General features: G+C 57.6%; 21 protein-coding genes. 12 read left to right on the top strand and 9 right to left on the bottom strand.

Translation table 11 applies throughout. The features are described 5' to 3' along the window. Positions 1 to 28 precede the first annotated feature (28 nt). From rpoC to BST95_RS19855, 6 genes are all read left to right on the top strand, one after another. Entirely contained in the window at positions 29 to 4246 is a 4218-nt protein-coding gene (gene rpoC / locus BST95_RS18950; RefSeq protein WP_066050956.1) for a DNA-directed RNA polymerase subunit beta', read from the top strand. 144 nt (positions 4247 to 4390) lie between these two features. Continuing rightward, entirely contained in the window at positions 4391 to 5305 is a 915-nt protein-coding gene (locus tag BST95_RS18945; protein WP_084200951.1) for a hypothetical protein, read from the top strand. A 215-nt stretch (positions 5306 to 5520) separates the two neighbouring features. Further along, positions 5521 to 5667: a hypothetical protein gene (locus BST95_RS19860; RefSeq protein WP_157114520.1), complete on the top strand. Its 147-nt coding sequence runs from the start codon at positions 5521 to 5523 to the stop codon at positions 5665 to 5667. Between the two features lie 206 nt (positions 5668 to 5873). Further along, positions 5874 to 6161 carry a hypothetical protein gene (locus BST95_RS18940; protein ID WP_084200950.1) on the top strand — a complete coding sequence of 96 codons (288 nt, stop codon included), beginning with the start codon at positions 5874 to 5876 and terminating at the stop codon, positions 6159 to 6161. Between the two features lie 12 nt (positions 6162 to 6173). Then, positions 6174 to 6425, top strand: a complete 252-nt coding sequence (locus BST95_RS18935) for a hypothetical protein (protein ID WP_146004273.1) — start codon at positions 6174 to 6176, stop codon at positions 6423 to 6425. A 45-nt stretch (positions 6426 to 6470) separates the two neighbouring features. Then, positions 6471 to 6632 (top strand): hypothetical protein, encoded by a 162-nt coding sequence (locus tag BST95_RS19855; protein WP_157114519.1) that lies wholly within the window; start codon positions 6471 to 6473, stop codon positions 6630 to 6632. Positions 6633 to 6676: 44 nt separating this feature from the next. Here the strand turns inward: BST95_RS19855 and fusA (BST95_RS18930) are convergent, their stop codons facing one another. Further along, entirely contained in the window at positions 6677 to 8761 is a 2085-nt protein-coding gene (fusA, locus tag BST95_RS18930) for an elongation factor G (RefSeq protein ID WP_066050968.1), read from the bottom strand. A 286-nt stretch (positions 8762 to 9047) separates the two neighbouring features. Here fusA (BST95_RS18930) and rpsL point away from each other — a divergent pair, with 286 nt between their 5' ends. The 4 genes from rpsL to tuf all read left to right on the top strand — a co-directional run bounded on the left by rpsL (position 9048) and on the right by tuf (position 13472). Next, entirely contained in the window at positions 9048 to 9419 is a 372-nt protein-coding gene (gene rpsL, locus BST95_RS18925) for a 30S ribosomal protein S12 (protein WP_007230799.1), read from the top strand. 112 nt (positions 9420 to 9531) lie between these two features. Next, the gene (gene rpsG / locus BST95_RS18920; RefSeq protein ID WP_066050971.1) at positions 9532 to 10002 is read left to right on the top strand and encodes a 30S ribosomal protein S7; all 471 of its coding nucleotides are present in this window, start codon (positions 9532 to 9534) and stop codon (positions 10000 to 10002) included. Between the two features lie 27 nt (positions 10003 to 10029). Then, on the top strand, positions 10030 to 12135 hold the full coding sequence (fusA, locus tag BST95_RS18915) for an elongation factor G (RefSeq protein WP_066050974.1): 2106 nt from the start codon (positions 10030 to 10032) through the stop codon (positions 12133 to 12135). Positions 12136 to 12248: 113 nt separating this feature from the next. Continuing rightward, positions 12249 to 13472 carry an elongation factor Tu gene (tuf, locus tag BST95_RS18910; protein ID WP_066058696.1) on the top strand — a complete coding sequence of 408 codons (1224 nt, stop codon included), beginning with the start codon at positions 12249 to 12251 and terminating at the stop codon, positions 13470 to 13472. A 585-nt stretch (positions 13473 to 14057) separates the two neighbouring features. Here tuf and BST95_RS18905 read toward each other — a convergent pair. Next, positions 14058 to 14537 carry a glutathione peroxidase gene (locus BST95_RS18905; RefSeq protein ID WP_084201238.1) on the bottom strand — a complete coding sequence of 160 codons (480 nt, stop codon included), beginning with the start codon at positions 14535 to 14537 and terminating at the stop codon, positions 14058 to 14060. 139 nt (positions 14538 to 14676) lie between these two features. Beyond that, positions 14677 to 15861 carry a fatty acid desaturase gene (locus BST95_RS18900; protein WP_084200948.1) on the bottom strand — a complete coding sequence of 395 codons (1185 nt, stop codon included), beginning with the start codon at positions 15859 to 15861 and terminating at the stop codon, positions 14677 to 14679. A gap of 117 nt (positions 15862 to 15978) precedes the next feature. On the opposite strand from BST95_RS18900, the gene BST95_RS18895 reads away from it, so the two are divergent. Then, positions 15979 to 17490 carry an MATE family efflux transporter gene (locus tag BST95_RS18895; RefSeq protein WP_240500232.1) on the top strand — a complete coding sequence of 504 codons (1512 nt, stop codon included), beginning with the start codon at positions 15979 to 15981 and terminating at the stop codon, positions 17488 to 17490. Here BST95_RS18895 and BST95_RS18890 read toward each other — a convergent pair. From BST95_RS18890 to BST95_RS18875, 4 genes are all read right to left on the bottom strand, one after another. Then, positions 17380 to 17730 carry a DUF5329 family protein gene (locus tag BST95_RS18890; RefSeq protein ID WP_084200947.1) on the bottom strand — a complete coding sequence of 117 codons (351 nt, stop codon included), beginning with the start codon at positions 17728 to 17730 and terminating at the stop codon, positions 17380 to 17382. The genes BST95_RS18895 and BST95_RS18890 overlap by 111 nt on opposite strands. Beyond that, the gene (locus BST95_RS18885) at positions 17727 to 18572 is read right to left on the bottom strand and encodes an endonuclease/exonuclease/phosphatase family protein (protein ID WP_084200946.1); all 846 of its coding nucleotides are present in this window, start codon (positions 18570 to 18572) and stop codon (positions 17727 to 17729) included. Before BST95_RS18885 ends, BST95_RS18890 begins: the two co-directional genes overlap by 4 nt. An 82-nt stretch (positions 18573 to 18654) precedes the next feature. Then, positions 18655 to 20013: a glutamine synthetase family protein gene (locus BST95_RS18880; RefSeq protein WP_084200945.1), complete on the bottom strand. Its 1359-nt coding sequence runs from the start codon at positions 20011 to 20013 to the stop codon at positions 18655 to 18657. A gap of 95 nt (positions 20014 to 20108) precedes the next feature. Next, a complete protein-coding gene (locus BST95_RS18875) occupies positions 20109 to 20954 on the bottom strand; it encodes a helix-turn-helix transcriptional regulator (protein WP_084200944.1) in 846 nt (281 codons plus the stop codon). A 215-nt stretch (positions 20955 to 21169) separates the two neighbouring features. Between BST95_RS18875 and BST95_RS18870 the strand changes: the two genes are divergently transcribed. Further along, complete coding sequence (locus BST95_RS18870; RefSeq protein ID WP_169844005.1) at positions 21170 to 22216, top strand: AraC family transcriptional regulator; 1047 nt, start codon at positions 21170 to 21172, stop codon at positions 22214 to 22216. 6 nt (positions 22217 to 22222) lie between these two features. Here BST95_RS18870 and BST95_RS18865 read toward each other — a convergent pair whose 3' ends face one another. Next, positions 22223 to 22810 (bottom strand): lytic transglycosylase domain-containing protein, encoded by a 588-nt coding sequence (locus BST95_RS18865; RefSeq protein WP_369795130.1) that lies wholly within the window; start codon positions 22808 to 22810, stop codon positions 22223 to 22225. Positions 22811 to 22814: 4 nt separating this feature from the next. Beyond that, positions 22815 to 24527 carry a proline--tRNA ligase gene (locus tag BST95_RS18860; protein ID WP_084200942.1) on the bottom strand — a complete coding sequence of 571 codons (1713 nt, stop codon included), beginning with the start codon at positions 24525 to 24527 and terminating at the stop codon, positions 22815 to 22817. Between the last annotated feature and the right edge of the window lie 143 nt (positions 24528 to 24670).

Genomic DNA, 24670 nt, shown 5'->3' with positions numbered 1-24670 from the left:
CCAACAACGAATACGTGGAGGAATAGCCTTGAAAGACTTACTTAATCTGCTGAAAGCCCAGGGCCAGACAGAAGAGTTCGATGCGATTCGCATCGGCCTCGCTTCGCCGGAAATGATCCGTTCGTGGTCATTTGGCGAGGTGAAAAAGCCCGAAACTATCAACTACCGTACCTTCAAGCCGGAGCGTGACGGCCTGTTCTGTGCCAAGATCTTTGGCCCGGTAAAGGACTACGAGTGTCTCTGTGGCAAGTACAAGCGCCTCAAGCACCGCGGTGTTATCTGTGAGAAGTGTGGCGTTGAAGTTGCACTGGCGAAAGTACGCCGCGAGCGTATGGGCCACATCGAGCTGGCGAGCCCTGTGGCTCACATCTGGTTCCTGAAGTCCCTGCCGTCTCGTATCGGCCTTCTGCTGGACATGACCCTGCGCGATATCGAGCGGGTGTTGTACTTTGAAAGCTACGTGGTCACCGACCCGGGCATGACGACCCTCGAGCAGGGCCAGTTGCTGTCCGACGAGCAGTACTACGAAGCTATGGAAGAATTCGGTGACGAGTTCTCCGCCAAGATGGGCGCGGAAGCGGTCCAGGACCTGATGATGCAGTTGGATCTCGACCACGAGATTGCCACGCTGCGCGAAGAGATCCCGGCAACCAACTCCGAGACCAAGATCAAGAAGCTGTCCAAGCGCCTGAAGCTGATGGAAGCTTTTGCCAACTCCGGCAACAAGCCTGAGTGGATGGTACTGAACGCGCTGCCCGTGCTGCCGCCGGATCTGCGTCCGCTGGTACCGCTGGACGGCGGTCGCTTCGCGACTTCCGACCTGAACGATCTATACCGTCGTGTTATCAACCGTAACAACCGCCTGAAGCGTCTGCTGGACCTCAACGCGCCGGACATCATCGTGCGCAACGAGAAGCGTATGCTGCAGGAATCTGTGGACGCACTGTTGGACAACGGCCGTCGTGGCCGCGCCATTACCGGCTCCAACAAGCGTCCGCTGAAGTCTCTGGCTGACATGATTAAAGGTAAGCAGGGTCGCTTCCGTCAGAACCTGCTCGGTAAGCGCGTAGACTACTCTGGTCGTTCTGTGATCGTGGTGGGTCCCACCCTGCGTCTGCACCAGTGTGGCCTGCCCAAGAAGATGGCCCTGGAACTGTTCAAGCCATTTATCTTCGGCAAGCTGGAAGCCCGTGGCCTGGCCACGACGATTAAAGCTGCCAAGAAGATGGTGGAGCGCGAGCCGCCGGAAGTATGGGATATCCTCGCCGAAGTCATTCGCGAGCACCCCGTACTGCTGAACCGTGCACCGACCCTGCACCGTCTCGGCATTCAGGCATTTGAGCCTGTGCTGATTGAAGGTAAGGCAATCCAGCTGCACCCGCTGGTTTGTGCGGCCTACAACGCTGACTTCGACGGTGACCAGATGGCGGTACACGTACCGCTGACTCTGGAAGCCCAGTTGGAAGCGCGCGCACTGATGATGTCTACCAACAACATCCTGTCGCCCGCCAACGGTGAGCCCATTATCGTACCTTCCCAGGACGTGGTTCTGGGCCTGTACTACATGACCCGTGAGCGCATTAACGCCAAGGGTGAGGGCACGCTGTTTGCCAACGTTTCCGAAGTGCACCGTGCTTACGTTGCCGGTCACGTACACCTGCAGGCCCGCGTCAAGGTTCGTGTCACCGAGACTGTGGTTCAGGACGAGGGCGACCCAATCACTCGTACCTTTGTTGCTGAAACCACCGTCGGCCGTGCGCTGCTGTGGGAAATTGTCCCCGCCGGTATCGCCTTCGATATGGTGAACCAGGACATGGCCAAGAAGGCTATCTCCCGCATCATCAACCAGTGTTACCGAGTGGTTGGCCTGAAAGCGACTGTGATCTTTGCTGACCGCCTGATGTACACCGGTTACGAGTACTCCACTCGCTCCGGCTCCTCCATCGGTGTGAACGACTTCGAGATCCCCGAAGAGAAGGCTACCCTGATCGAACACGCGGAAGCCGAGGTTATGGAGATCGAAGAGCAGTACGCTGCCGGTCTGGTAACCCAGGGTGAGAAGTACAACAAGGTGATCGATATCTGGTCACGTGCCAACGACCTGATCTCCAAGTCGATGATGGAAGGCCTCTCTAAAGAGACTGTGGTCAACCGCGACGGCGAGGAAGAGCAGCAGGCATCCTTTAACTCCGTATACATCTACGCTGACTCCGGCGCGCGTGGTTCGCCCGCCCAGATCCGTCAGCTGGCGGGTATGCGTGGTCTGATGGCCAAGCCGGATGGCTCTATTATTGAGACACCCATTATTGCGAACTTCCGCGAAGGCCTGAACGTATCGCAGTACTTTATCTCTACTCACGGTGCTCGTAAGGGTCTGGCGGATACCGCTCTGAAGACTGCGAACTCCGGTTACCTGACCCGTCGTCTGGTTGACGTGGCGCAGGACTTGGTAGTGACCGAGGACGACTGTGGCACCGATGCCGGTCTGCTGATGACTCCGGTTATCGACGGCGGCGACATCATCGAATCCCTGGGTGACCGGGTGCTGGGCCGTATCGTGGCCCGCGATGTAATGAAGCCCGGTTCTGAAGACGAGATCGCGATTACCGCCGGCACTATGCTGGACGAACTGTGGATCAAGCGTCTGGAAGAGATGAGCATCGATGAGATCGAGGTTCGCTCGCCCATTACCTGTGAGACTCGTCACGGTATCTGTAGCGCTTGTTACGGTCGCGACCTGGCACGCGGTCACCGCGTGAACATGGGTGAAGCGATCGGTGTTGTGGCAGCCCAGTCGATCGGTGAACCCGGTACCCAGCTGACCATGCGTACCTTCCACATTGGTGGTGCGGCATCCCGGGCGACTGCCCAGGACAACATCCAGGTGATGAACGACGGTACCGTCCGTATTCACAACCTGAAGACCGTAGAGAACACTGACGGCAACCTGGTCGCGGTAAGCCGCTCCGGTGAACTTTCTGTTCTCGATGTACGCGGCCGCGAGCGTGAGCGCTACAAGCTGCCCTACGGTGCTGTGCTGAAAGTGAAGGACAACGAAGAGGTTGCCGCTGGCGCCATCGTTGCCAACTGGGATCCCCACACTCACCCGATCATCACCGAGGTGGCCGGTACCGTGAAGTTCAGCGGTATGGAAGAGGGTATTACCATTAAGCGCCAGACCGACGAGCTGACTGGTCTGTCCAGCATCTCGGTGATGGAAGCCTCCGAGCGTCCGGCTGCAGGTAAGGACATCCGTCCTGCCGTGACCCTGGTCGACGACAAGGGTGAGGAACTGTGCCTGGCAGGTACCAACGTACCGGCCCACTACTTCCTGCCTGCGCTGGCACTGGTGAGCATGGAAGACGGTGCCAAGATCGGCGCGGGTGATGTTATCGCCCGTATCCCGCAGGAAGGCTCCAAGACCCGTGACATCACCGGTGGTCTGCCCCGCGTTGCCGACCTGTTCGAAGCGCGTAAGCCGAAAGAGCCTGCCATTCTGGCGGAGATCTCCGGTACCGTGTCTTTCGGTAAAGAAACCAAAGGCAAGCGTCGTCTGGTGATTACCCCGACTGACGGCAAGCCGCTGGCGGATGGTTCCGATCACTACGAAGTACTGATTCCCAAGTGGCGCAACATGAGCGTGTTCGAGGGTGAATTCGTAGAGAAGGGTGAAGTGGTTTCTGAAGGACCGCCCAGCCCCCACGATATCCTGCGTCTCAAGGGCATCGAGGAACTGGCCAAGTACATCGTCAATGAGATCCAGGAGGTTTACCGCCTGCAGGGCGTGAAGATCAACGATAAGCACATTGAGGTGATTGTTCGCCAGATGCTGCGCAAGGTGATCATTACTACCAGCGGCGATTCCAGCCTGATCAAGGGCGAGCAGGTCGAGTACACCACGCTGCTGGAAGAGAACGAGCGTCTGCAGGCCGAAGGCCTGGTGGCTGCTACCGGCGAGCGCGAGCTGCTCGGCATCACCAAGGCGTCGCTGGCCACCGAAAGCTTCATCTCTGCGGCCTCCTTCCAGGAGACTACCCGCGTACTGACCGAAGCTGCGGTAACCGGCAAGCGCGACTACCTGCGTGGCCTGAAGGAGAACGTGGTTGTGGGTCGTCTGATCCCCGCCGGTACTGGCCTGGCCTATCACGAAGAGCGCAAACGCAACCGCGATTCCGACTCTGACATGATGGTTTCTGCTCAGGAAATCGAAGCGGCGCTGACCGAAGCACTGCAAGCTGATAGCTGATTTTTCAGTAGATCCGCACTTAAAGAAGTTCGCCCAACCGGGCGAACTTTTTTTTTTGGCCGTAATTATGTTCTTGTAGTCATTTGGGCGGCGTGAAGATTGGGGAGCGGCCGTCCTGTGACTCTGGGAATATAAGAAAAATACATGGTTTTCTCTGAACCCTTCTTTCTGTTCGTTTTTCTGCCATTGGCTCTGGTGGTCATCAACCTGAGCGCAGGGCGTGGGCACAACGTGTTCATTCTGGCGTTCAGCTTGATCTTTTACTATTGGTCGTCGGGGCTGGCCACGCTGGTGCTGGTGGCGTCTATCGTTGTGAACTGGCTGCTGGGGTTGTGGCTGGGGCGCAGTTCCTCGAAAGCTGTGCTGAGCATCGGGGTGGCTTTTAACCTGCTGGTGCTGGGCTTCTTCAAGTACGCCTTCTTCTTCAGTGACAATATTCTCAGAGTGGTCGACAGCGTGCAGGACAATCCGTTTCTGGGCATCGTGCTTCCCATAGGCATCTCGTTCTATACATTCCAGGGCGTGGCTTATCTCGTCGACATCTGGCGCAAGGAGATTCCCGCTGAGAAAAACCTGCTGACTTTTGCTGCCTATCTCATGTGGGACACGCACTGGACCGAAGCTGCAGGCTTTGATGCGATGAATCAGCTGTTCGAAGCTAGGCCTGGCGAAATCGGCATTCCACAGCGTGCAGTAGCGACGGAACGCATACCCCAGCAAGCTGACCTTGCCGCAATGCTGGCACTCGATGCCTCACATTTGCCCGCCATCGAAGCTCCCCAGCCGGAGCCTATTAAAGAGGCTCAACAGATGCCTGTAGCGCCCTTATTCCTGCATGATTCCTTCTATGAGCGAATAATGCCCTACCTAGTGTCCAGAGCACCGTCCGCCAGCTTCGAGCGGATGCAGCAGTATCGGCTGCAGACCGCACGCGAAACACTGGATGCGGCCAGTCTCGTGGTGTTTTCTGCGGTGCAGCGCAATTATCCGCGTTATGTCTGGAGCCGGGAGGTATTGGGGTGGGGGGAGCGATCGGCGACTGGATACTGGCTGGGATGAACCGTGCTTCGCAGAGTTGCCAATGGGGCGATACGGTCAAAGTGGTTGCTCGCCGAGACCCACGTAGTCCCGGTGGTCTGCTCTTCTCCATTCCCCGAGTATTTCAGAGTGGCGCATTCTGCCTTCGGGTTCGGACGTCTTTGCCCCGCCCGGTCAGGGCGATGCTACAGGTCTCCAGTAGCGAATGGGGGATGCCGGAATTTAGTACCGGAAGAATGATTGAAACGCATTTCGCACAGGGCAATGATGTTCTTGGCCTGATCGTTCCCGCCGGCTACGGTGCAGAGCAGTACCGCCTGTCCCTGACCGGCAGGCTTTCAGCGAGCAGTCGTATCGATATCGAAGTGGCTCACCTTCCTTGAGCCACTCTCAGGACATATCTTTCGTTCTGTACGAAGCTTGAACAATCCTTAAGTTGATCTACTTTTAGACTCGGATCGGGGCAGGGACGTCCACCCGGGGATAGCAACCTGGATGAAGACCTGCGCCAGGGATACGTGCCTGCCCGATGTTTGTTCCTCTCTGTCCTCTAATCTGCATTCGTGATCATGCGAAGAGGAATAAATCTATGAAAATCAGAACAATAGCGATGGCTGCTACGCTGCTCGCAGGAATGTCTCCGCTCGGAATCGCGGCCCAGCAGGAGGTGCCGACGGTGGTGCCGGTGGAGTTATTCACCTGCAGCTTCAAGGAGGATAAGGCCTGGGATGACCTGGATGTCCTGAACAAGAAGTTCGCTAAATGGTCTAAGAAGAACGATGGCAGCTACAGTTCCTGGACTATCTCGCCGCAGTTCAGAACCAACGATGGCGAGTTTGACGTGGGCTGGATTGGCTCCGGGGTGACGGGCCAGTAAATGGGGCAGGGCATGGACAACTGGATGGCGGGTAACGACGGCCTTGGTGAGTCCTATGCAGAGGTCATTGGTTGCAGCCACTCACTGGTGTCGTCAATCCCCGTGCATGCGCCGAATGGGCCTCCCCAGGGCAATGGCATCGTGTGGTTCTCTAGTTGCATCATCGATGACGATAGCGACTCAATGAAGGCCTACCAGGCCCATAAGAAGTTCTCCGAGGTCATGTCGAAGATGGGTGGTAAGGGACAGTCATGGCTGATGTAGCCACAGCTAGGGTTTAGCGGTATTGAGTTTGACCACTACTCGGTGGTGAGCTTTGAAAACTATGAGCAGCTGGGCGAGGCCTGGCATAACTACGCCAATGGCGGTGGTTGGGCCAAGCACCAGGAGATCATGGACGACGTGGCGGAATGCGATAGCCCGCGGGTGTACGACGCCAGAATGGTCGTTCTGGGAGGAAATAACCGCTAAAAAAAAGGCCGGCATAAGCCGGCCTTTTTTCCTGAAGGTAGCGCTTAGCCGTTGGCTTTACGCTCCTTAACTTCGGCAACCACCTCGTCTGCCACGTTCTGCGGGCAGGGCATGTAGTGGCTGAACTCCATGGAGAACTGGCCACGGCCGGAAGTGATGGTGCGCAGGTGGCCGATGTAGCCGAACATCTCTGACAGAGGTACGTCTGCCTTGATGCGTACGCCAGTGGCGCCTGCGTCCTGGTCTTTGATCATGCCGCGACGACGGTTCAGGTCACCGATAACGTCACCTACGTGATCGTCTGGAGTGAACACGTCAACCTTCATGATGGGCTCGATCAGCTGAGCGCCGGCCTTGGGCATGGACTGGCGGAATGCGCCCTTCGCTGCCAGTTCAAAGGCAATGGCCGAGGAGTCAACTGCGTGGAAGCCACCGTCGTACAGCTCGATTTCAACGTCAAGAACGGGGAAGCCGGCAATCGGGCCTTCGTCCATCATGACCTTGAAGCCCTTCTCAATGGCAGGGAAGAATTCCTTCGGTACGTTACCGCCCACAACAGTGGAGGTGAAGGAGAAGCCGTCGCCAGGCGCAGCGGGCTTGATGCGGTAGTCGATCTTACCGAACTGACCGGAACCACCAGACTGCTTCTTGTGCGTGTAGGAATCTTCGATTTCCTGGGTGATGGTTTCGCGGTAGGCCACCTGAGGCTTACCAACTTCCAACTCAACGCCGTAGGTACGCTTGAGGATGTCGACTTTAACGTCCAGGTGCAGCTCGCCCATGCCCCTGAGGATGGTTTCACCGGAGTCTTCGTCGGTTTCAACGCGGAAGGAGGGGTCTTCTGCAACCATTTTACCGATCGCAATACCCATTTTCTCGGCACCGCCCTTGTCTTTCGGAGCAACCGCGATGGAGATAACGGGCTCGGGGAAGACCATGGCTTCCAGGGTGCAGGGGTTCTTCTGGTCACACAGGGTGTGGCCGGTCTGAACGTTCTTCATACCGACAATCGCCAGAATGTCGCCTGCCTGGGCAGAGTCGAGTTCGTTGCGGTCGTTGGCGTGCATTTCCACCATACGGCCAATACGCTCGGTCTTACCGGTAGCGGAGTTGAGGATGGTGTCACCCTTGTTCAGTACGCCGGAGTAGATACGCACGAAGGTCAGGGCGCCGAAACGGTCGTCCATGATCTTGAACGCCAGGGCGCGCAGGGGCTCTTCCGGATCAACGGTCGCGAATTCACCAGTGGGCTCACCTTCTTCGTCGGTCAGCGGCTGGGGGTCTACCTCGGTGGGGCTGGGCAGGTAGTCAACAACGGCGTCCAGTACCAGCTGTACACCTTTGTTCTTGAACGCGGAGCCACAGTAAGTGGGGAAGAAGTCCAGCTTGCGAGTACCTTCTCGGATGCAGCGCTTGATGTCTTCCATGGAGGGCTCGTTGCCTTCCAGGTATTGTTCCATCAGCTCGTCGTCCTGCTCAACGGCAGTTTCAATCAGCTTCTCGCGCCACTCTTCAACGTCGTCGGCCATGTCGGCGGGAACGTCGGTGATTTCGAAGTTCTCGGGGTTGTCGTTATCGGCCCAGACGTGCGCCTTGCGGGTCAGCAGATCGACAACGCCGATGAAGCCGTCTTCGCGGCCGATGGGCAGAACCATGACCAGCGGGTTGGCACCCAGTACGTCTTCTACCTGCTTAACAACGCGGTAGAAGTCTGCACCGATACGGTCCAGCTTGTTCACAAAGATCAGGCGGGATACTTCAGATTCGTTCGCGTAGCGCCAGTTGGTCTCGGACTGGGGCTCAACACCACCGGAGCCACAGAATACGCCAACACCACCGTCGAGTACTTTCAGGGAGCGGTAAACTTCTACGGTGAAGTCAACGTGTCCTGGGGTGTCAATGATGTTTAGGCGGTGATCTTTCCAGAAACAGGTGGTTGCTGCAGACTGAATGGTAATACCACGCTCCTGCTCCTGTTCCATGAAGTCAGTGGTCGCAGCACCGTCGTGTACTTCACCGGTCTTGTGAATCTTACCGGTGAGCTTCAGGATGCGCTCGGTAGTGGTGGTTTTACCCGCGTCAACGTGGGCGAAAATACCAATATTTCTGTAAAGGGATAAGTCAGACATTGGGTCTCTCAATCGTTCAAAGTTTGGCCAGAAAAAATTGTGGCGGATAGTACATGAAAAAGGCCTGTTTGGGGAGCAAAAAACACCCAAATTTCTCCCGCCGGGGCCAGGTATATGGGGACGATTTGTTGTTGACTCAAGGTGGGGCCATCTATAGAATGCCGCCTCCTCATTTTTGGGGTGGTTTCCTGTGGCCTTTTATTAAGGTTTTGCAGGTTATCCGGTCCAGAGCTGGGGAAATGGCCATAAGGCCATGAAATACAACATTTTTTGGAGTTCTATCTGAATGGCAACGATCAACCAATTGGTTCGTAAGCCCAGGAAGCGCAAAGTAGAAAAGAGCGACGTACCTGCCCTGCAAAGCTGCCCGCAGCGCCGCGGTGTTTGTACTCGTGTTTACACTACCACGCCGAAGAAGCCGAACTCTGCACTGCGTAAAGTATGTCGTGTACGCCTGACCAACGGTTACGAGGTTTCCTCTTACATCGGTGGTGAGGGTCACAACCTGCAGGAGCACAGTGTAGTTCTGATTCGCGGTGGTCGTGTAAAGGACCTTCCCGGTGTGCGTTATCACACCGTGCGTGGCAGCCTGGACACCTCCGGCGTAGCCGACCGTCGTAACGGTCGCTCGAAGTACGGTGCCAAGCGTCCCAAGTAAGTCCTGAAGCGTAAGCTGGCTTATATATAGATGTAAGTAAGGCCGAACCCCTGCCTCCCCCGCATTTGTGGCAGGTCGGTGTTCGGGTAACCCTGAAGAGAGAGAGGCTAATATGCCCAGAAGAAGAGTAGTCGCCAAGCGCGAAGTACTGCCCGATCCTAAGTTCGGGAACGTGACTTTGGCGAAATTCATGAACCACGTAATGATCAGTGGTAAGAAATCCGTCGCAGAGACCATCGTTTACGGTGCTCTGGACATTGTTCAGGAAAAACTGAACAAGGATCCCCTCGAAGCATTCGACGAAGCGCTGGAAAACATCGCGCCCATGGTAGAGGTTAAGTCTCGCCGTGTGGGTGGTGCTACCTACCAGGTGCCCGTGGAAGTACGTCCCGCCCGTCGTGTGGCTCTGTCCATGCGCTGGTTGGTTGAGTACGCTCGCGGCCGCGGTGAGAAGTCCATGCGCCAGCGTCTTGCCGGCGAGATCATCGACGCATCCCAGGGCAAAGGTAATGCCGTGAAGAAGCGTGAAGATGTTCACCGCATGGCTGAAGCGAACAAGGCATTCTCGCACTACCGCTTCTAATCACCACCTTTTTCCGAGGAAAGCAGCGTGGCACGTCAAACGCCTATTAACAGATACCGAAATATCGGTATCTGTGCACACGTGGACGCGGGTAAAACCACGACCACCGAACGTGTTCTTTTCTATACAGGCCTGTCCCACAAGATTGGTGAGGTGCACGATGGTGCAGCCACCATGGACTGGATGGAGCAGGAGCAGGAGCGGGGTATTACCATTACCTCCGCGGCTACCACCTGTTTCTGGAAAGGCATGGACGCGCAGTTCGACCAGCACCGCATTAACATCATCGACACCCCCGGACACGTGGACTTCACCATTGAGGTGGAGCGTTCCCTGCGTGTTCTGGACGGTGCCGTGGTAGTGCTGTGTGGGTCATCCGGTGTGCAGCCCCAGACCGAAACCGTCTGGCGCCAGGCGAACAAGTACGAAGTGCCGCGCATGGTGTTCGTCAATAAGATGGACCGTGCCGGCGCCGATTTCATGAGCGTGGTAGATCAGCTGAAGGAGCGCCTTGGCGCCAACGCTGTGCCGCTGCAAATGACCATCGGCGCCGAGGACGAATTCAAGGGCGTGGTAGACCTGATCGAGAACAAGGCCATTCTTTGGAGTGAAGCCGATCAGGGCATGTCCTTTGAATACGCCGATGTGCCCGAAGACCTGGTTGACCAGGTAGAGGAAATGCGTGAGTTCATGGTGGAGGCAGCTGCCGAGGCCAGCGACGAGCTCACCGAGAAGTACCTCGAAGAGGGCGAGCTTTCCAAGGAAGAAATCAAGCAGGGCATTCGCGCCCGCACCCTGGCCAATGAGATCGTGCCCGTACTGGGCGGCTCGGCCTTCAAGAACAAGGGTGTGCAGGCGGTACTGGATGCCGTGATCGAATTTATGCCTTCTCCCACCGAGGTGAAGGCGATCGAAGGGCACTTGCTGGACAAGGACGAAACCCCTGCGACGCGCGAAGCGGACGACAACGCTCCCTTTGCCTCGCTGGCGTTCAAAATTGCCACCGACCCCTTCGTGGGCACCCTGACATTCTTTCGCGTTTACTCCGGCAAGTTGGAATCCGGCACTGCCGTGTACAACTCTGTCAAAGAGAAGAAAGAACGCGTTGGCCGGATGGTGCAGATGCACTCCAACAGCCGTGAAGAGATCAAGGAAGTGCTGGCGGGCGATATCGCCGCCGCAGTGGGCCTCAAGGATGTCACCACCGGTGACACCCTTTGTGATCCCGACAGCCCCATTGTGCTGGAGCGCATGGAATTCCCCGAGCCGGTAATTTCGGTGGCGGTGGAGCCCCGTTCCAAGCCCGATCAGGAAAAGATGGGCGTTGCCCTGGGCAAGCTGGCCCAGGAAGATCCGTCCTTCCGGGTCAAGACAGATGAAGAAACCGGCCAGACAATTATTTCTGGTATGGGTGAACTGCACCTGGACATTATTGTCGACCGTATGCGTCGCGAGTTCAGTGTAGAGGCCAATATCGGTAAGCCCCAGGTGGCCTACCGCGAGGCGATCCGCAACACTGCGGAAATCGAAGGCAAGTTTGTACGCCAGTCCGGCGGCCGCGGCCAGTACGGCCATGTATGGGTCAAGTTTGAGCCCGCAGAGGACGAGACCGCAGAAGGCCTGGAATTCGTCAACGAGATTGTTGGCGGCATCGTGCCCCGGGAGTACATTCCCGCGGTACAGAAGGGTATCGAAGAGCAGATGCAGAACGGTGTTCTGGCTGGCTACCCCCTGCTGGGCCTGAAGGCCACCCTGTACGACGGTTCCTTCCACGATGTGGACTCTAACGAAATGGCGTTCAAGATTGCCGCAAGCATGGCGACCAAGAAGCTCGCTAGCGAGGGCGGCGCAGTACTGCTCGAACCCGTTATGGCCGTAGAAGTGGTGACGCCTGAAGAGAACATGGGTGATGTGGTTGGCGATCTTAATCGTCGCCGCGGCCTGATTGGTGGCATGGACGAAAATCCCTCAGGTAAGGTGATTAACGCCGAGGTACCGCTGGCAGAGATGTTCGGTTACGCGACCGACCTGCGCAGCGCAACCCAGGGTCGTGCGACCTACACCATGGAATTTTCGAAATACGCAGAGGCCCCCGCGAGTGTGGCAGATGCGATTGTTTCAAAGTACGCGTAATCGGGGACAGACCCCAATTTCGCTGTTTTAAATTGGGGTCTGACTCCGATTGAGTAGGATTTTTTGACTGGGTGGAGTGATCCTCTGCCCACATTTTAAAGAGGAGCCTGGTAATGGCAAAAGAAACGTTTGAACGTACTAAGCCCCACGTAAACGTGGGCACCATCGGTCACGTTGACCACGGTAAAACTACCCTGACAGCGGCCCTGACCCGCGTATGCTCCGAAGTATGGGGCGGCGACGCGGTAGCCTTCGACGGTATCGACAACGCACCTGAAGAGAAAGAGCGTGGCATCACCATCGCGACTTCTCACGTTGAGTACGACTCTCCGATTCGTCACTACGCGCACGTTGACTGTCCCGGACACGCTGACTACGTGAAGAACATGATTACCGGTGCTGCGCAGATGGACGGCGCGATCCTGGTTTGTGGTGCTACTGATGGCCCCATGCCCCAGACTCGTGAGCACATCCTGCTGTCTCGTCAGGTAGGCGTACCTTACATCGTTGTATTCCTGAACAAGGCTGACCTGCTCGCAGAAGACTGTGGCGGCGCCGACACCGAAGAATACGAAGAGATGAAAGAGCTGGTTGAAATGGAGCTGCGTGAGCTGCTGGACCAGTACGAATTCCCCGGTGACGACACTCCGATCATCTGTGGTTCCGCGCTGATGGCGCTGAACGGCGAAGACGAGAACGAGCTGGGCACCACTGCCGTTAAGACCCTGGTAGAGACTCTGGATTCTTACATCCCTGAGCCCGAGCGTGCCGTTGACGGTGCCTTCCTGATGCCGGTTGAAGACGTATTCTCCATCTCCGGTCGCGGTACCGTAGTAACTGGCCGTGTTGAGCGTGGCATCATCAAGGTTGGTGAAGAGATCGAGATCGTTGGTATCAAGGACACTCAGACCACTACCTGTACTGGTGTTGAGATGTTCCGCAAGCTGCTGGACGAAGGTCGTGCGGGTGAGAACGTAGGTATTCTGCTGCGTGGCACCAAGCGTGACGAAGTTGAGCGTGGCCAGGTGCTGTCCAAGCCCGGTTCTGTAAACCCTCACACCAAGTTTGAAGCTGAGGTTTACATTCTGTCCAAGGAAGAAGGCGGTCGTCACACGCCTTTCTTTAAGGGCTACCGTCCGCAGTTCTACTTCCGTACTACTGACGTAACCGGTGCATGTGAACTGCCCGAAGGCGTTGAGATGGTAATGCCTGGTGACAACGTACAGATGGTTGCCACTCTGATCGCTCCGATTGCGATGGAAGATGGCCTGCGCTTCGCGATCCGCGAAGGTGGTCGTACTGTTGGCGCTGGTGTTGTAGCCAAGATCATCGAGTAATCGATATCGCGTCTGCCCTTGCCTTACGGTGAGGGCCTTAAAGAGCCCGGCCTTTGTGTCGGGCTTTATTGTTTTGGTTTTGGCTAATCTATCCGCCACGGAACTGGCGAGGAGATTGCGTCACGACCACAAGCTCAGCTCCGATGGCTGCGGCCGGGGCGCAACTCAGAGTGGGATTGCTGCGCAATCCTCAAGCACTCAGCCCGGAAAGCCCTCCGCCCTCTCCGCTGAGCTTATGCATGGCCTGATGGTGACATAATTTTCTCGCCAGCGCCGTGGCTCGATTCCGGTTTTAACTTCATGATCAAAGATGTCGAATTGAGATGGGGTATTTGCGATTAAGCCCAACTTGGGAAATGCGCTTGCTGCAAATCGGGATTTGAGTGGTATAGCTGTGAAGAGTGGGCTTGGCAAAGCGGTTTATCGGAGCGGCCGAAAAGAGGGCCGGGAGTGGCGTAAGCTCTTCCGAAATCGTCGGGAGGCATGGATGCCGGACGCCGAAGCGTCCCATGGATGGGCTTGCAGCGGTTTCGGAAGAGCTTACGCCGCTCCCGAACCGCATAGTCAGAACTAACCCGATAAAACTCAGGCCAACAGCGAGTCGATATCTTTCTCAATATCAGCAGGCTTGGTCGTCGGCGCATAACGCTTAACAACGTTGCCTTCGGCGTCTACAAGGAACTTGGTGAAGTTCCATTTGATATTCTTGGTCAGCAACCCCGGGGCTTCATCCTTGAGGTGCTTGAACAACGGGTCAGCCCCGGAGCCATTCACTTCAATCTTGCCCATCATGGGAAACGAAACGCCATAGTTGAGCTGGCAGAATTCCTGAATCTCATCGTTGCTGCCAGGGTCCTGCTTGCCGAACTGGTTACAGGGGAAGCCGATAACGGATACGCCTTTGTCTTTGTACTTTTCATAGAGCTCTTCAAGCCCCGCGAACTGAGGCGTGAAGCCGCACTTGGAAGCCGTGTTCACAATCAGCAGAACCTGGCCCTTGAATTCATCGAGTGGACGGTCGGTGCCGGCGGCGTTCTGCACGGTGAAGTCGAATACGGTGGTCATGGGAGGCATCCTCGCGGTTATCAGTGGTTGGGTGTCTAAAGTATCACAGAGCTATCGATACGCGAGGTAAAGCAGGACAGATCATGGACGCAGACACAAAAAAGGGGCCTTAAGGCCCCTCGATGCATTTATGCGAGGTTTACGCGGGCTGCATCTGCGCCTGTAGCTGAATTTCCTTCATGAGGAGCTCCATGCGCTTGCGCTGCATCTTCAGCGAGTATTCCAGCTCCTTGAACTTGGTGCGCAAGGTGGCTGTTTCCCATTTCTGCTGCAGGCGGGCGCGCTTCTCGCCCAGGGCGCCACCCAGTTCGGCTTTCTTGGCTTCGTAGCGCTGCGCTTGCAGGGTTGTCCACTCGTTCACTGATTCAGTGAATTGCTGGTACTCGCGCTCAAGTTTGTCTCGCAGCGTGTCAGAGCTCTCGGTCTCGTCCAACTGGGCGCGGGCGCGCTTGAACTGAGTGTCGAGCATGGCGCGCTGAATTTTAATCTCGGGTACGCGCACCAGCTTGCTGGCCAGGCCCACGCGTGAGCAGCCGTTAATCAGCCACTTGGTGGGATCCCACTGCCACCAGCGAATGCCATTGCGGTAGTCCGTTTGGAAGATGTGGTGGTAGTTGTGGTAGCCCTCGCCGTAGGTGAGGAACGCCAGGAAACCATTGTCGCGGGCGCTGTTGGTCTCGGTATATGGGCGCGTGCCCCAGAAGTGCGCGAGCGAATTGATGAAGAAGGTAACGTGGTGGTTGACGATCAATCGGAACAGGCCGACCAGCAACAGCGTGCCGATGACGTCGCCCAGGTATAGGCCCAGCAGCAGCGGCAAGCCCACGTTCATAAAGGTAGTGAGCGCCACGTAGTGGTTGTGCTGGAACATGACCACGGAATCGCGCTGCAGGTCCTTGGCGTTGCTGAAGTCCTGCTCGTTGGTGCGGTACTCGCGCAGCATCCAGCCCATGTGGCTGAACCACAAGCCGCGGCCCGCGGAGTAGGGGTCTTGTTCATTGTCATCCACGTGACGGTGGTGACGGCGGTGATCGGAAGCCCAGATCAGAATGCTGTTTTGCAGTGCGCCAGCGCCCCACAGTGCGTAGAACCACTTGAGAGCCGGGTGTGCTTCGTAGGCCTTGTGGGACCACAGGCGGTGATAGCCACCGGTGATGGACATGCCGTTCAGGTAGAGGAACGCCAGTGCCCACAGCCACTGCGCCAGGCTGTAGCCGTGATAAATACCCCATGCAGGAACTGCTAACAGTGCGATCAGAGGGAGCCCGACAAACACTGCAACATTGATCTTGTCCAGCGGGGGCTTGTTGTTGGGGTTGCTCATGGCGTTGGCCTTGGCCTCAATCGAAAAAGGTCGTCTATAGTAACTTCTTTGCCGCGCAAAGTCCTAGCGGGGTCAGTATTATGCCCAACCCTTAAATCAGCCTGAATCCGGGAGTCCATGAGCAACAAGCAGGCCGTCTTTACCAGTGGATCCACCATGCGTCATGTGCTGGTGATGACCGCTGCCAGTGCGACTGGTCTGCTGACCATGTTCGGGGTGGACATGGTCGATATGTACTTTCTGACCTTGCTGGGCGAGACCGAGCTTGCGGCGGCCGTCGGCTATGCAGGGACACTGATATTCTTCCTGGTGGCGGTAAGTATCGGCTTACAGATCGCCCTCGGTGCGCTGGTGGCGCGGTCCGAGGGTGCGATGCGCCGCGATCTCGCCAGTCGCTACTGCAGCAGTGGCTTATTGTTCAGTTTCCTGGCGTCGGTGGTGATCAGCCTGCTGGGCTGGATCTGGCTGCGAGAACTGTTGCAACTTCTGGGCGCCGGGGGATCCACACTCGATTACGCGGTGAGCTACGCCAATATTCTGCTGCCGAATATGCCGGTGCTGGTACTGGGCATGAGTGCCGCAGCGGGTGTGAGAGCCGTGGGCGATGCGCGCCGTTCCATGTGGGCAACGGTGGCGGGGTCATTGGTGAATGCGGTGTTGGACCCCCTGTTTATCTTTACCTTTGGCTGGGGTCTGGAGGGCGCCGCCTGGGCGTCGGTGGTTGCGCGGTTAGTGGTATTCCTGGTGGCCTGGCACGCGATTTACCACGTGCACCGACTGCCGGTAAAAATCAGTTGGCAGGAGTTTGTTGAGGACCTCGGGCCGCTCATGAAGATCGCCACGCCGGCCATTCTGACCAACCTCGCGACGCCGATAGGCGGTAGCTTCGTGTTGCGCACCATGTCCCAGTTTGGTGACAGTGCGGTCGCGGGCGCGGCGATTATGGGGCGCATCACCCCGGTGGCGTTCTGCGCCATTTTTGCGCTGTCCAGCGCGGTAGGGCCTATCATTGGCCAGAACGCCGGCGCTGGCCTATACGACAGAGTGCGTTCCACCCTGCGCGATGCCATGACTTTCAACGCCGTGTATGTGCTGTTGGTGTGGTGGTTGATGTGGCTGCTGGGTGATCTGATTGTGACGGCATTCTCCGCTTCCGACGAGGCGGCTGACCTGATTCTGTTCTACTGCAATTTCCTGACAGGTGCGTTTATTTTCAATGGCGCGCTGTTTGTGGCCAATGCCAGCTTCAACAACTTGCGCCATCCCCACTGGGCGACAGGATTTAACTTTGGTCGCGTATTGCTGGGAACCATTCCGGCGGCTTACCTGGGGGGCAGTGGTACGGCGCGCGCGGCGTACTGGCGGGCGAGGCGTTTGGCGCGCTGGCCTTTGGATTACTGGCTATGGTCGCGGCGTTTCGCCTCACTCATCGGCTGGAGCGTGAGCACACCCCGCTCCCGGACACGAATCAGGTGGAAGGCCTGGATACCGAGCGGCGCCCGCCGCTCTAGGTTGGGATCAGGGCTGGGCGCGATGCTCGTCGAGGGCGCGGTGCAGCCATTCACCAGAGGGTTCGGTAACGCCATCGCAAGTCACCGTATATTTCTTGCCTGTCCAGGAGCTCTCTGAGGCCAGCCGGTCGATAAACTGGTCGGCGTTGTTCACATACTTACCGCCGCGTCGATACTTGAGACGCAGATGGTCGGCGGCATCTGCCGAATTGTGTACCGTACCATTGCGCTCAAAGTCGCAGCCGCTTTGCTCCACAAATCCCAGCAGATACTGGACTTCGGGATCCGGTGTGTCCGCCTGCACCAGTGTTGCGGTAAGAGCCACTAGCAGGGCGGCGGTAGTAGTCAGGGTTTTCATTCAATCACCAGTCGTGCGCGCAGCGCGTTGTGGTCGGAGCTTTCGACCGGAATGACTTCGGTGTGTTCGACACTGAGGCCGCGCACATAGATGTGGTCCAGCGGGCGACCAAAGAAGGTGGTGCGCTGGTCGTCCTGGAACTCGACAGCCGCGAGGCCATGGCGCGCCAGCACGCGATCTACCAGCGCCTGGCGGTCTTCGCTCCAGGTGTTAAAGTCGCCGGCCAGAATCGCAGGGCCATTGTGCCTGGCCAGCAGGCCGGCCAGGGGACGCAGCTGCTTCTCCAGGTCTTCAATGCCGAAGGTAAAATTCACCGCGTGCAGGTTAATGGCCAGCAGCCGCTCGTCACTGTCCAGCAGCGGGTGCTCGGTGACGGTGGCGGTTTTCGGGGTGCCCAGCCAGGGTTCCATGCTGCTGAAATTACACGACAGGCTCGGTGAATGTGAGCTCAGGGTCATGACGCCAGTATGCAGGCTCTCGGTGCTGTAGCCCTGGGTAAAGGCCTGGTAAATATCCCGTTCGTCGAGTTTGCCGGGAATGTCCGCCTGGACGGAGGCTTCCTGTAGGAAGGCCAGGTGAACATCGGACGCCATACTGGCCAAATCTTCCGCCCAGCCTGCGTTGCTGGCCTTCTGCATGTTCCAGCTGAGAATATCCAGGTGACCGGACAGGGCCTGGCCCACCTGTGCCTCTTCCTGGCCAAGGCGCAGGCCACAGGAGTTGACCTCACGTGCCAGTGTGCGCGTATGGGTGATGCCGGCAGTGACCGCTATCGCGACGAGCAGTAGCGATAAGCGCGGCAGCCAAGCAAACCGTTTTTTGAGTAGGGCGGAACTGTTCATGACGACGAGTATTGCAGGCCGCGGCCACGGCGTACATGACCAGGGGCGCCAGAGTTGCAGTTATCTGGCGCCCACGGCCGTGTCACAGGCGTTCAAGGTAGGTGAGGTATTCTAGGTCGGTGATTCTGCGGCGAAATTCAGCGATTTCCTGGGATTTAGTGAGGGTGTAAATGCGTTGCAGCTCTTCTCCCAGTGAGTTGCGAATAAAATCGGATTCACTGAACAACTGCACCGCGTCCGGCATGTAAACCGGCAGTGCGGCTTCTTCCTGGGCATAGCCGTCGCCGCTGATGGGGTCGCCTGGCGAGAGATTTTCACGAATACCTTCAAGCATGCCCGACAGGATCACGGCAAATAACAGATACGGGTTGGTGTCGGCGCCGGCCACCCTGTGCTCGAGGCGCCGCGCGGTCGGGCTGCCCGCAGGTACACGCACAGCTACCGTCCGGTTTTCGTAGCCCCAGCTGGGGTAGGTGGGCGCATGACACCCTTTCTGGAAACGCCGGTAAGCATTGTAGGAGGGGGCAAATATCGCCACCGATTCGGCCATATAGGTCAGGCATCCCGCGATGGCGTTTTGCAGCAGAGGGGTGCCTTTGTCGCTGCCATCGTCAAAGATGTTAAGGCCCTGTTCGTCCAGCACACTGCAGTGGACGTGCATGCCGTTGCCGGCTTCCTCCTCGAAGGGCTTGGCCATAAAGCTGGCGATGAGTCTGTGTTTGGCGGCCACGCCCTTGATCAGGCGCTTCATCATGATGATCTGGCGTGCGGCGAGCACCGGATCGCTCACGTGCTGCATGTTGACTTCGTACTGGGAGGGGGCGGATTCCTTGACCACGCCGTCGAAGGGCAGGTCCTGGGCTTCGCACGCGGTGCGCAGGTCTTCCATCATTACCCTGTGCTCGTTCAGAACATCCAGGCCATAAGTGTTGCCGCCAATGGGGCTGCCACTCGCCGGCACAGGGCAGGTGTGGTCGGGCAGGGTCGCGCCGTTGCCGGTGGCGTTCAGGGTGACCAGGCTGAATTCCAGCTCCGCGGCAATGACCGGGCGCCAGCCAGAGGCGTGAAAGCGTTCCACCACGCGGGCCAGTACATGAGCGGGGTCGCCCATATAGGGTGAACCGTTCAGGTCGTACATGGCCAGCATGACCTGCCCGCGCTCGCCCCCTGGTGACCAGGGGGCCGGTAACAGCGTGCCTTCGATGGGGCGGCATAGTCCGTCGGCATCGCCCGTGCTGAACACCAGTTCTTCGACGTCTCGTCCCCAAATATCCAGGCTAAGGGCGGTTTTGGGCAGCTTGAGCTCACCTTCAAATACCTTGCCCAGTTTGGGCCTTGGGAGCCATTTGCCGCGCATCACACCGTTGCAGTCGGGCAGGAGTGCCTCGACGGTGGTGATTTCCGGGTGGGCGCGCAGGAACCAGTCTACTTCGACTGACATGGGTTGTGATCCGATTGAAGTTAGCGGTCACTATTGCTCTAGCGGGCGTGGAGCTCAATGCCCTGCTTGGGGCAGGGCAGGGTGTACAGAATGGTCTAGCGGGGCGCCATGTAAATGCTGAGCGGGTCGCGCGAGCCGGCCTCGCCTACGCAGGACATGGCGTTGAGGAACAGTGAGAACAGGTCGGTCTGCGAGCTGACATCCAGTTTGCGATAAATGCTTTTGCGGTGCCTGCGCACGGTTTCCACCGCAATGTCGAGACGGGCGGCAGAGGTGTCGGTGCCGTAGCCACGCAGCATGAGCTCCAGGACATCCTTCTCTCGCGGTGACAGGAGGGAGGAGCCAAAGGTTTTGAAGGCCTGGTTGATCTGATGATCGATGCCGGGCTGGATGAGGTGCTCTGCAGCGAATTTGCGGTGTTGGCTCTGGGTTTTTAGCAGCTCCGAGACAGGTTCCGCCAATAGGTACAGCGCCTCGTATTCATCGTCAGTGAAGGGGCCTTGGTGGGGCAGACGCATCACACACAGGTTGATGACAATACCTTCGCCCAGATTGGTCAGATACACCACTTCATCGACGGTGCCGGTGTGGGCGTAGTAGTCGGTGTAGTAGTTGGTCTCTTCCAGCTTGCCTAGAGCAACACGCGAAAGACGGTAAATCTTGGAGCGCGGTTGCTGCATGGACGTCTGGTAAAAGGGGTCTTCCTGGTAGGGGCCATCCAGGTATTCATCGACCTGGCTGGCCAGGGCCGACGGTGGAATCTCGTGGTACAGCAGCTGGGGTGGTACGTTGCGGCGGTAAAGCCATACCTGGGGGTAGTCGACCCTGACCTGGTGACTTATGGCTTCGATCAGGCAGGGGAAAAACTGCGGGGTGCCAAGGGCCGCGATGGCTTTGGATAGATCCCGGTTCCAGCGGCTGATCTGTTCGAGATTGGTCATGTGTTGACGCTTTGGTGTCTATCACGCGAAAGTAACCCATATTGGTCAGGGGGCCGGCGGGCTGTCAATGTTGGAATGGACGAAAGTGGCAAAAGTCGCACTAGCGAATACCGGGGCGACAGAATTTGAACTGGACCAGAATTCTCGGCAGGGACCCTTTCGCTTGATACGCGGTCTCAGGATATACTTTTGTCACACATTTGCGGGAGGAGGCTTTGGTAAAGCAACTGGTCGATTCTGACTTTTACAATGAAGCGGTGCCTATTGAGTTCACCCGGGCCCTGCTTGCCCAGGCGAAAAACTACGGCGCGGATGTCACTGCACTGCTGGAAGCAGCCCGGTTCCCCTTTGATCCCCTCACTCAGCACGCCCAGACAGCATTTGTGTCCCGCGAGCAATACAGCCGCCTGTGTTTGCAGTTAATCCAGGTCTTGGGAGATGAATCTGGCGGTGTCATGCCTGACGTTCGCACGCCCGTTGGAACGACGCGGCTGATATTGTTGAGCATGTTGAACAGTTCGAACCTGTCTGCAGCACTGCGCCGGGGTATCGAATTTAATGCCACTTGCCGTATTCGTCAGGGCGCGAAAGTGGTCAATGGCCTGGTGGTGGATGCTGAAGGCCGTGACGCTACGCTGACCTACCTGTGTGAAGACGACCCCCTGGAGCATCAACACAGTGTGCTCTGCAATCTGGCAATGTGGTTGCGCTTCAGTGGCTGGTTGATCGGCCAGCATATCGACATTGTCAGCGCGACCTGTGCCGGCCCCGAACCGGAGTTAAATGCGGGCCTGAGACACTTTTTCCCCTGCCCGGTGGAATTCAACGGCACCGCGAACGCGGTGAGTTTCAGCGCTCGTCATCTTGAAGCAGAGCTAATCCGCAATGAGGCGGATTTGCGCCACTTCCTGAAATTGGCGCCGTACCACATTGTCATCGAGCCGGAGCCAAGTGAGGTCAGCGTGACCCAGCGCATTCGCGGAATTCTCGGTGATGATTTTCGCGAGGAAATGCCCAGCTTCGAAGATCTCACAGGGCTGCTGAACATGTCGGCGCGTACCCTACGTCGACGCCTGGAAAAAGAGGGCACCTCCTACCAGCGCATCAAGGACAACGCCCGCCGAGATGCAGCGATTTCGCTGTTGAGTCGCGATGGATTAACGGTTTCTGAAGTGGCTGAGCGGGTGGGCTTCTCGGATCCTTCCGCCTTTCATCGCTCGTTCAAGAAGTGGACCGGGCAGTCGCCGGGGTCCTACCGCTAGCGATCGCTAGTCGGCCCAGTTGAGCGGATCCGTGCGCCAGTGCGATTGCCATGCGCGATATACCTTGTTGGAATAAGTGCGCCGGCCAACGCTGCCGTTGTAGCGGGCTAGCGCCTTGTGCAGGTGGCCTTTTTCACGCTGCAGGTAAAATTGCAGAATGCGCGTTCCATACGAAAAGTTGGTGATATTGTCGGTAAGGTTGTCGTCGGGGCGGCCGATCTCGTCTTTCCAGAACGGCATGACCTGCATCATTCCCTGGGCGCCTACCCGTGACACGGCAAACCGGTCAAAGTGGGATTCCACTTCAATCACTGACAATACCAGCTCCGGTGGCAGGTTGGCCTGGACCGAGGCTGCGTGTATCTGCTGGAGAATCTCCAAACGGTATTCCGGGTCTTTGACGTATCTCGCCAGCCGCGCAGACATATCTACCAGCCACACCTCGGCATCGTATTTGTCGTCGAAGGACTGGGCCGAGTTGATCGTGGAATCCAGAAAATCGCGCAACTCAGCGCGCTCCTGATCGTCAGCGGGCTGGCTGAGGCCGGCTGAGGACCACAGTAAGGTCGCAACCAGCAGGAGATGGTGGAGCAAGGGATTAGCCTGTCAGCTGCGCAGTGATGAACTCGACAATCTGCTCACGCGGGATGAGTTGCGAGTCGTCATCACGGCGGCCTTTGTACTCGATGTTGCCCTCTTTGAGTGCGCGATCACCAATGACAATGCGATGGGGAATGCCGATCAGTTCCATGTCGGCAAATTTCACCCCTGGGCGCTCGTTGCGATCGTCCATTAGGACATCGACGCCCTGGGCCTTCAGCGTTGCGTAGAGTTCCTCTGCGCAGGCGGCGACCTCTTCCGACTTCTGCATATTCAGGGGCACAATGGCGAGCTGGAAGGGGGCCATGGCCGCCGGCCAGATAATGCCCTTGTCGTCGTGATTCTGTTCGATCGCCGAGGCCACAACCCGGCTCACGCCGATGCCGTAACAGCCCATGGTCATAGTGACATTGCGGCCGGTATCGTCGAGTACCTGGGCCTTCATGGCATCGCTGTACTTCGTGCCCAGTTGGAAGATGTGGCCAACCTCGATGCCGCGTTTGATTTGCAACGTGCCCTGGCCGTCCGGGCTGGGGTCGCCCTCTACGACTTCGCGGAGGTCTTCCACTCGGCCTAGGGGGCAATCGCGCTCCCAGTTGGCACCGGTAAAGTGGAAGCCGTCTTTGTTGGCACCACAGCTGAAGTCCGCCAGTGCGGCGGCGCTGCGGTCGACGATGACATCGATATTCATGCCTACCGGGCCCAGGGAGCCAAAGCCGGCGCCACAGGCTGCGCGCACGGCTTCTTCATCGGCCATGCACAGCGGCGAGGCAATGCCACTTAGCTTTTCTACCTTGATGCCATTGAGTTGGTGATCGCCGCGCAACACCAGGGCGACCAGCTGGCCCTCCTCCTCGCCGTGAACAACCAGGGTTTTCACCGACGTGTTGGCTTCGATCTCGAGGAAGGTGCAGAGGTCCTCAATAGTTTTGACACCAGGGGTAGCTACTTCTGTGAGCTCCGCGGCAGGGGCAGGGCGGTCGCCGGCAGGGGCCACTGCCTCGGCCATTTCTACGTTGGCGGCGTAGTCACTGCTGTCGGAGAATGCAATGTCGTCTTCGCCGGAGTTGGCCAGCACGTGGAATTCATGGGAGGCGCTGCCGCCAATGGAACCCGTGTCGGCGATGACGGGGCGAAAATCCAGGCCCAGGCGCGTAAATATCGCGCTGTAGGCCTGGTGCATAACCTGGTAGGTGTCTTCCAGTGAGGGCTGGTCCACGTGGAAAGAGTAGGCGTCTTTCATCAGGAACTCGCGCGAGCGCATGATGCCGAAACGGGGCCGGATCTCGTCGCGCACCTTGGTCTGGATCTGGTACATGTTGATCGGCAGCTGTTTGTAGCTCTTGATTTCATTGCGGATCAGGTCGGTGATGACTTCCTCGTGCGTGGGGCCAAGGCAGAAATCGCGCTCGTGCCGGTCGTGGATGCGCAATAGTTCAGGGCCGTACTGTTCCCAGCGACCCGATTCTTCCCACAGTTCTGCCGGTTGCACGACCGGCATACTGACTTCCTGGGCGCCCGCGCCGTCCATTTCTTCGCGCACAATGTTCTCTACCTTACGCAGCACACGCAGGCCGAGGGGGAGCCAGGTGTAGAGGCCGGATGCGAGCTTACGAATCAGTCCGGCGCGGAGCATGAGCTGGTGGCTGATGACCTCGGCGTCGGCGGGTGTTTCTTTCTGGGTGGCGATCAGGAAGTTGCTGGTGCGCATTGTGGTTCCAAATTGGGGAAAACGATAAGGGCGCCTATTTTAATGGGCATATGAGTATCGGTAAACGGTGGTTGTTGTGCACTCTTTTCGGGCATTTGTCAGGTGAAGTTGCGTCCGGGACTGCAATATAAGGGTTTTTTTGC

This window comes from Halioglobus japonicus (assembly GCF_001983995.1).
Classification (GTDB): domain Bacteria; phylum Pseudomonadota; class Gammaproteobacteria; order Pseudomonadales; family Halieaceae; genus Halioglobus; species Halioglobus japonicus.
This window is presented reverse-complemented; position numbering and strand designations above follow the sequence as displayed.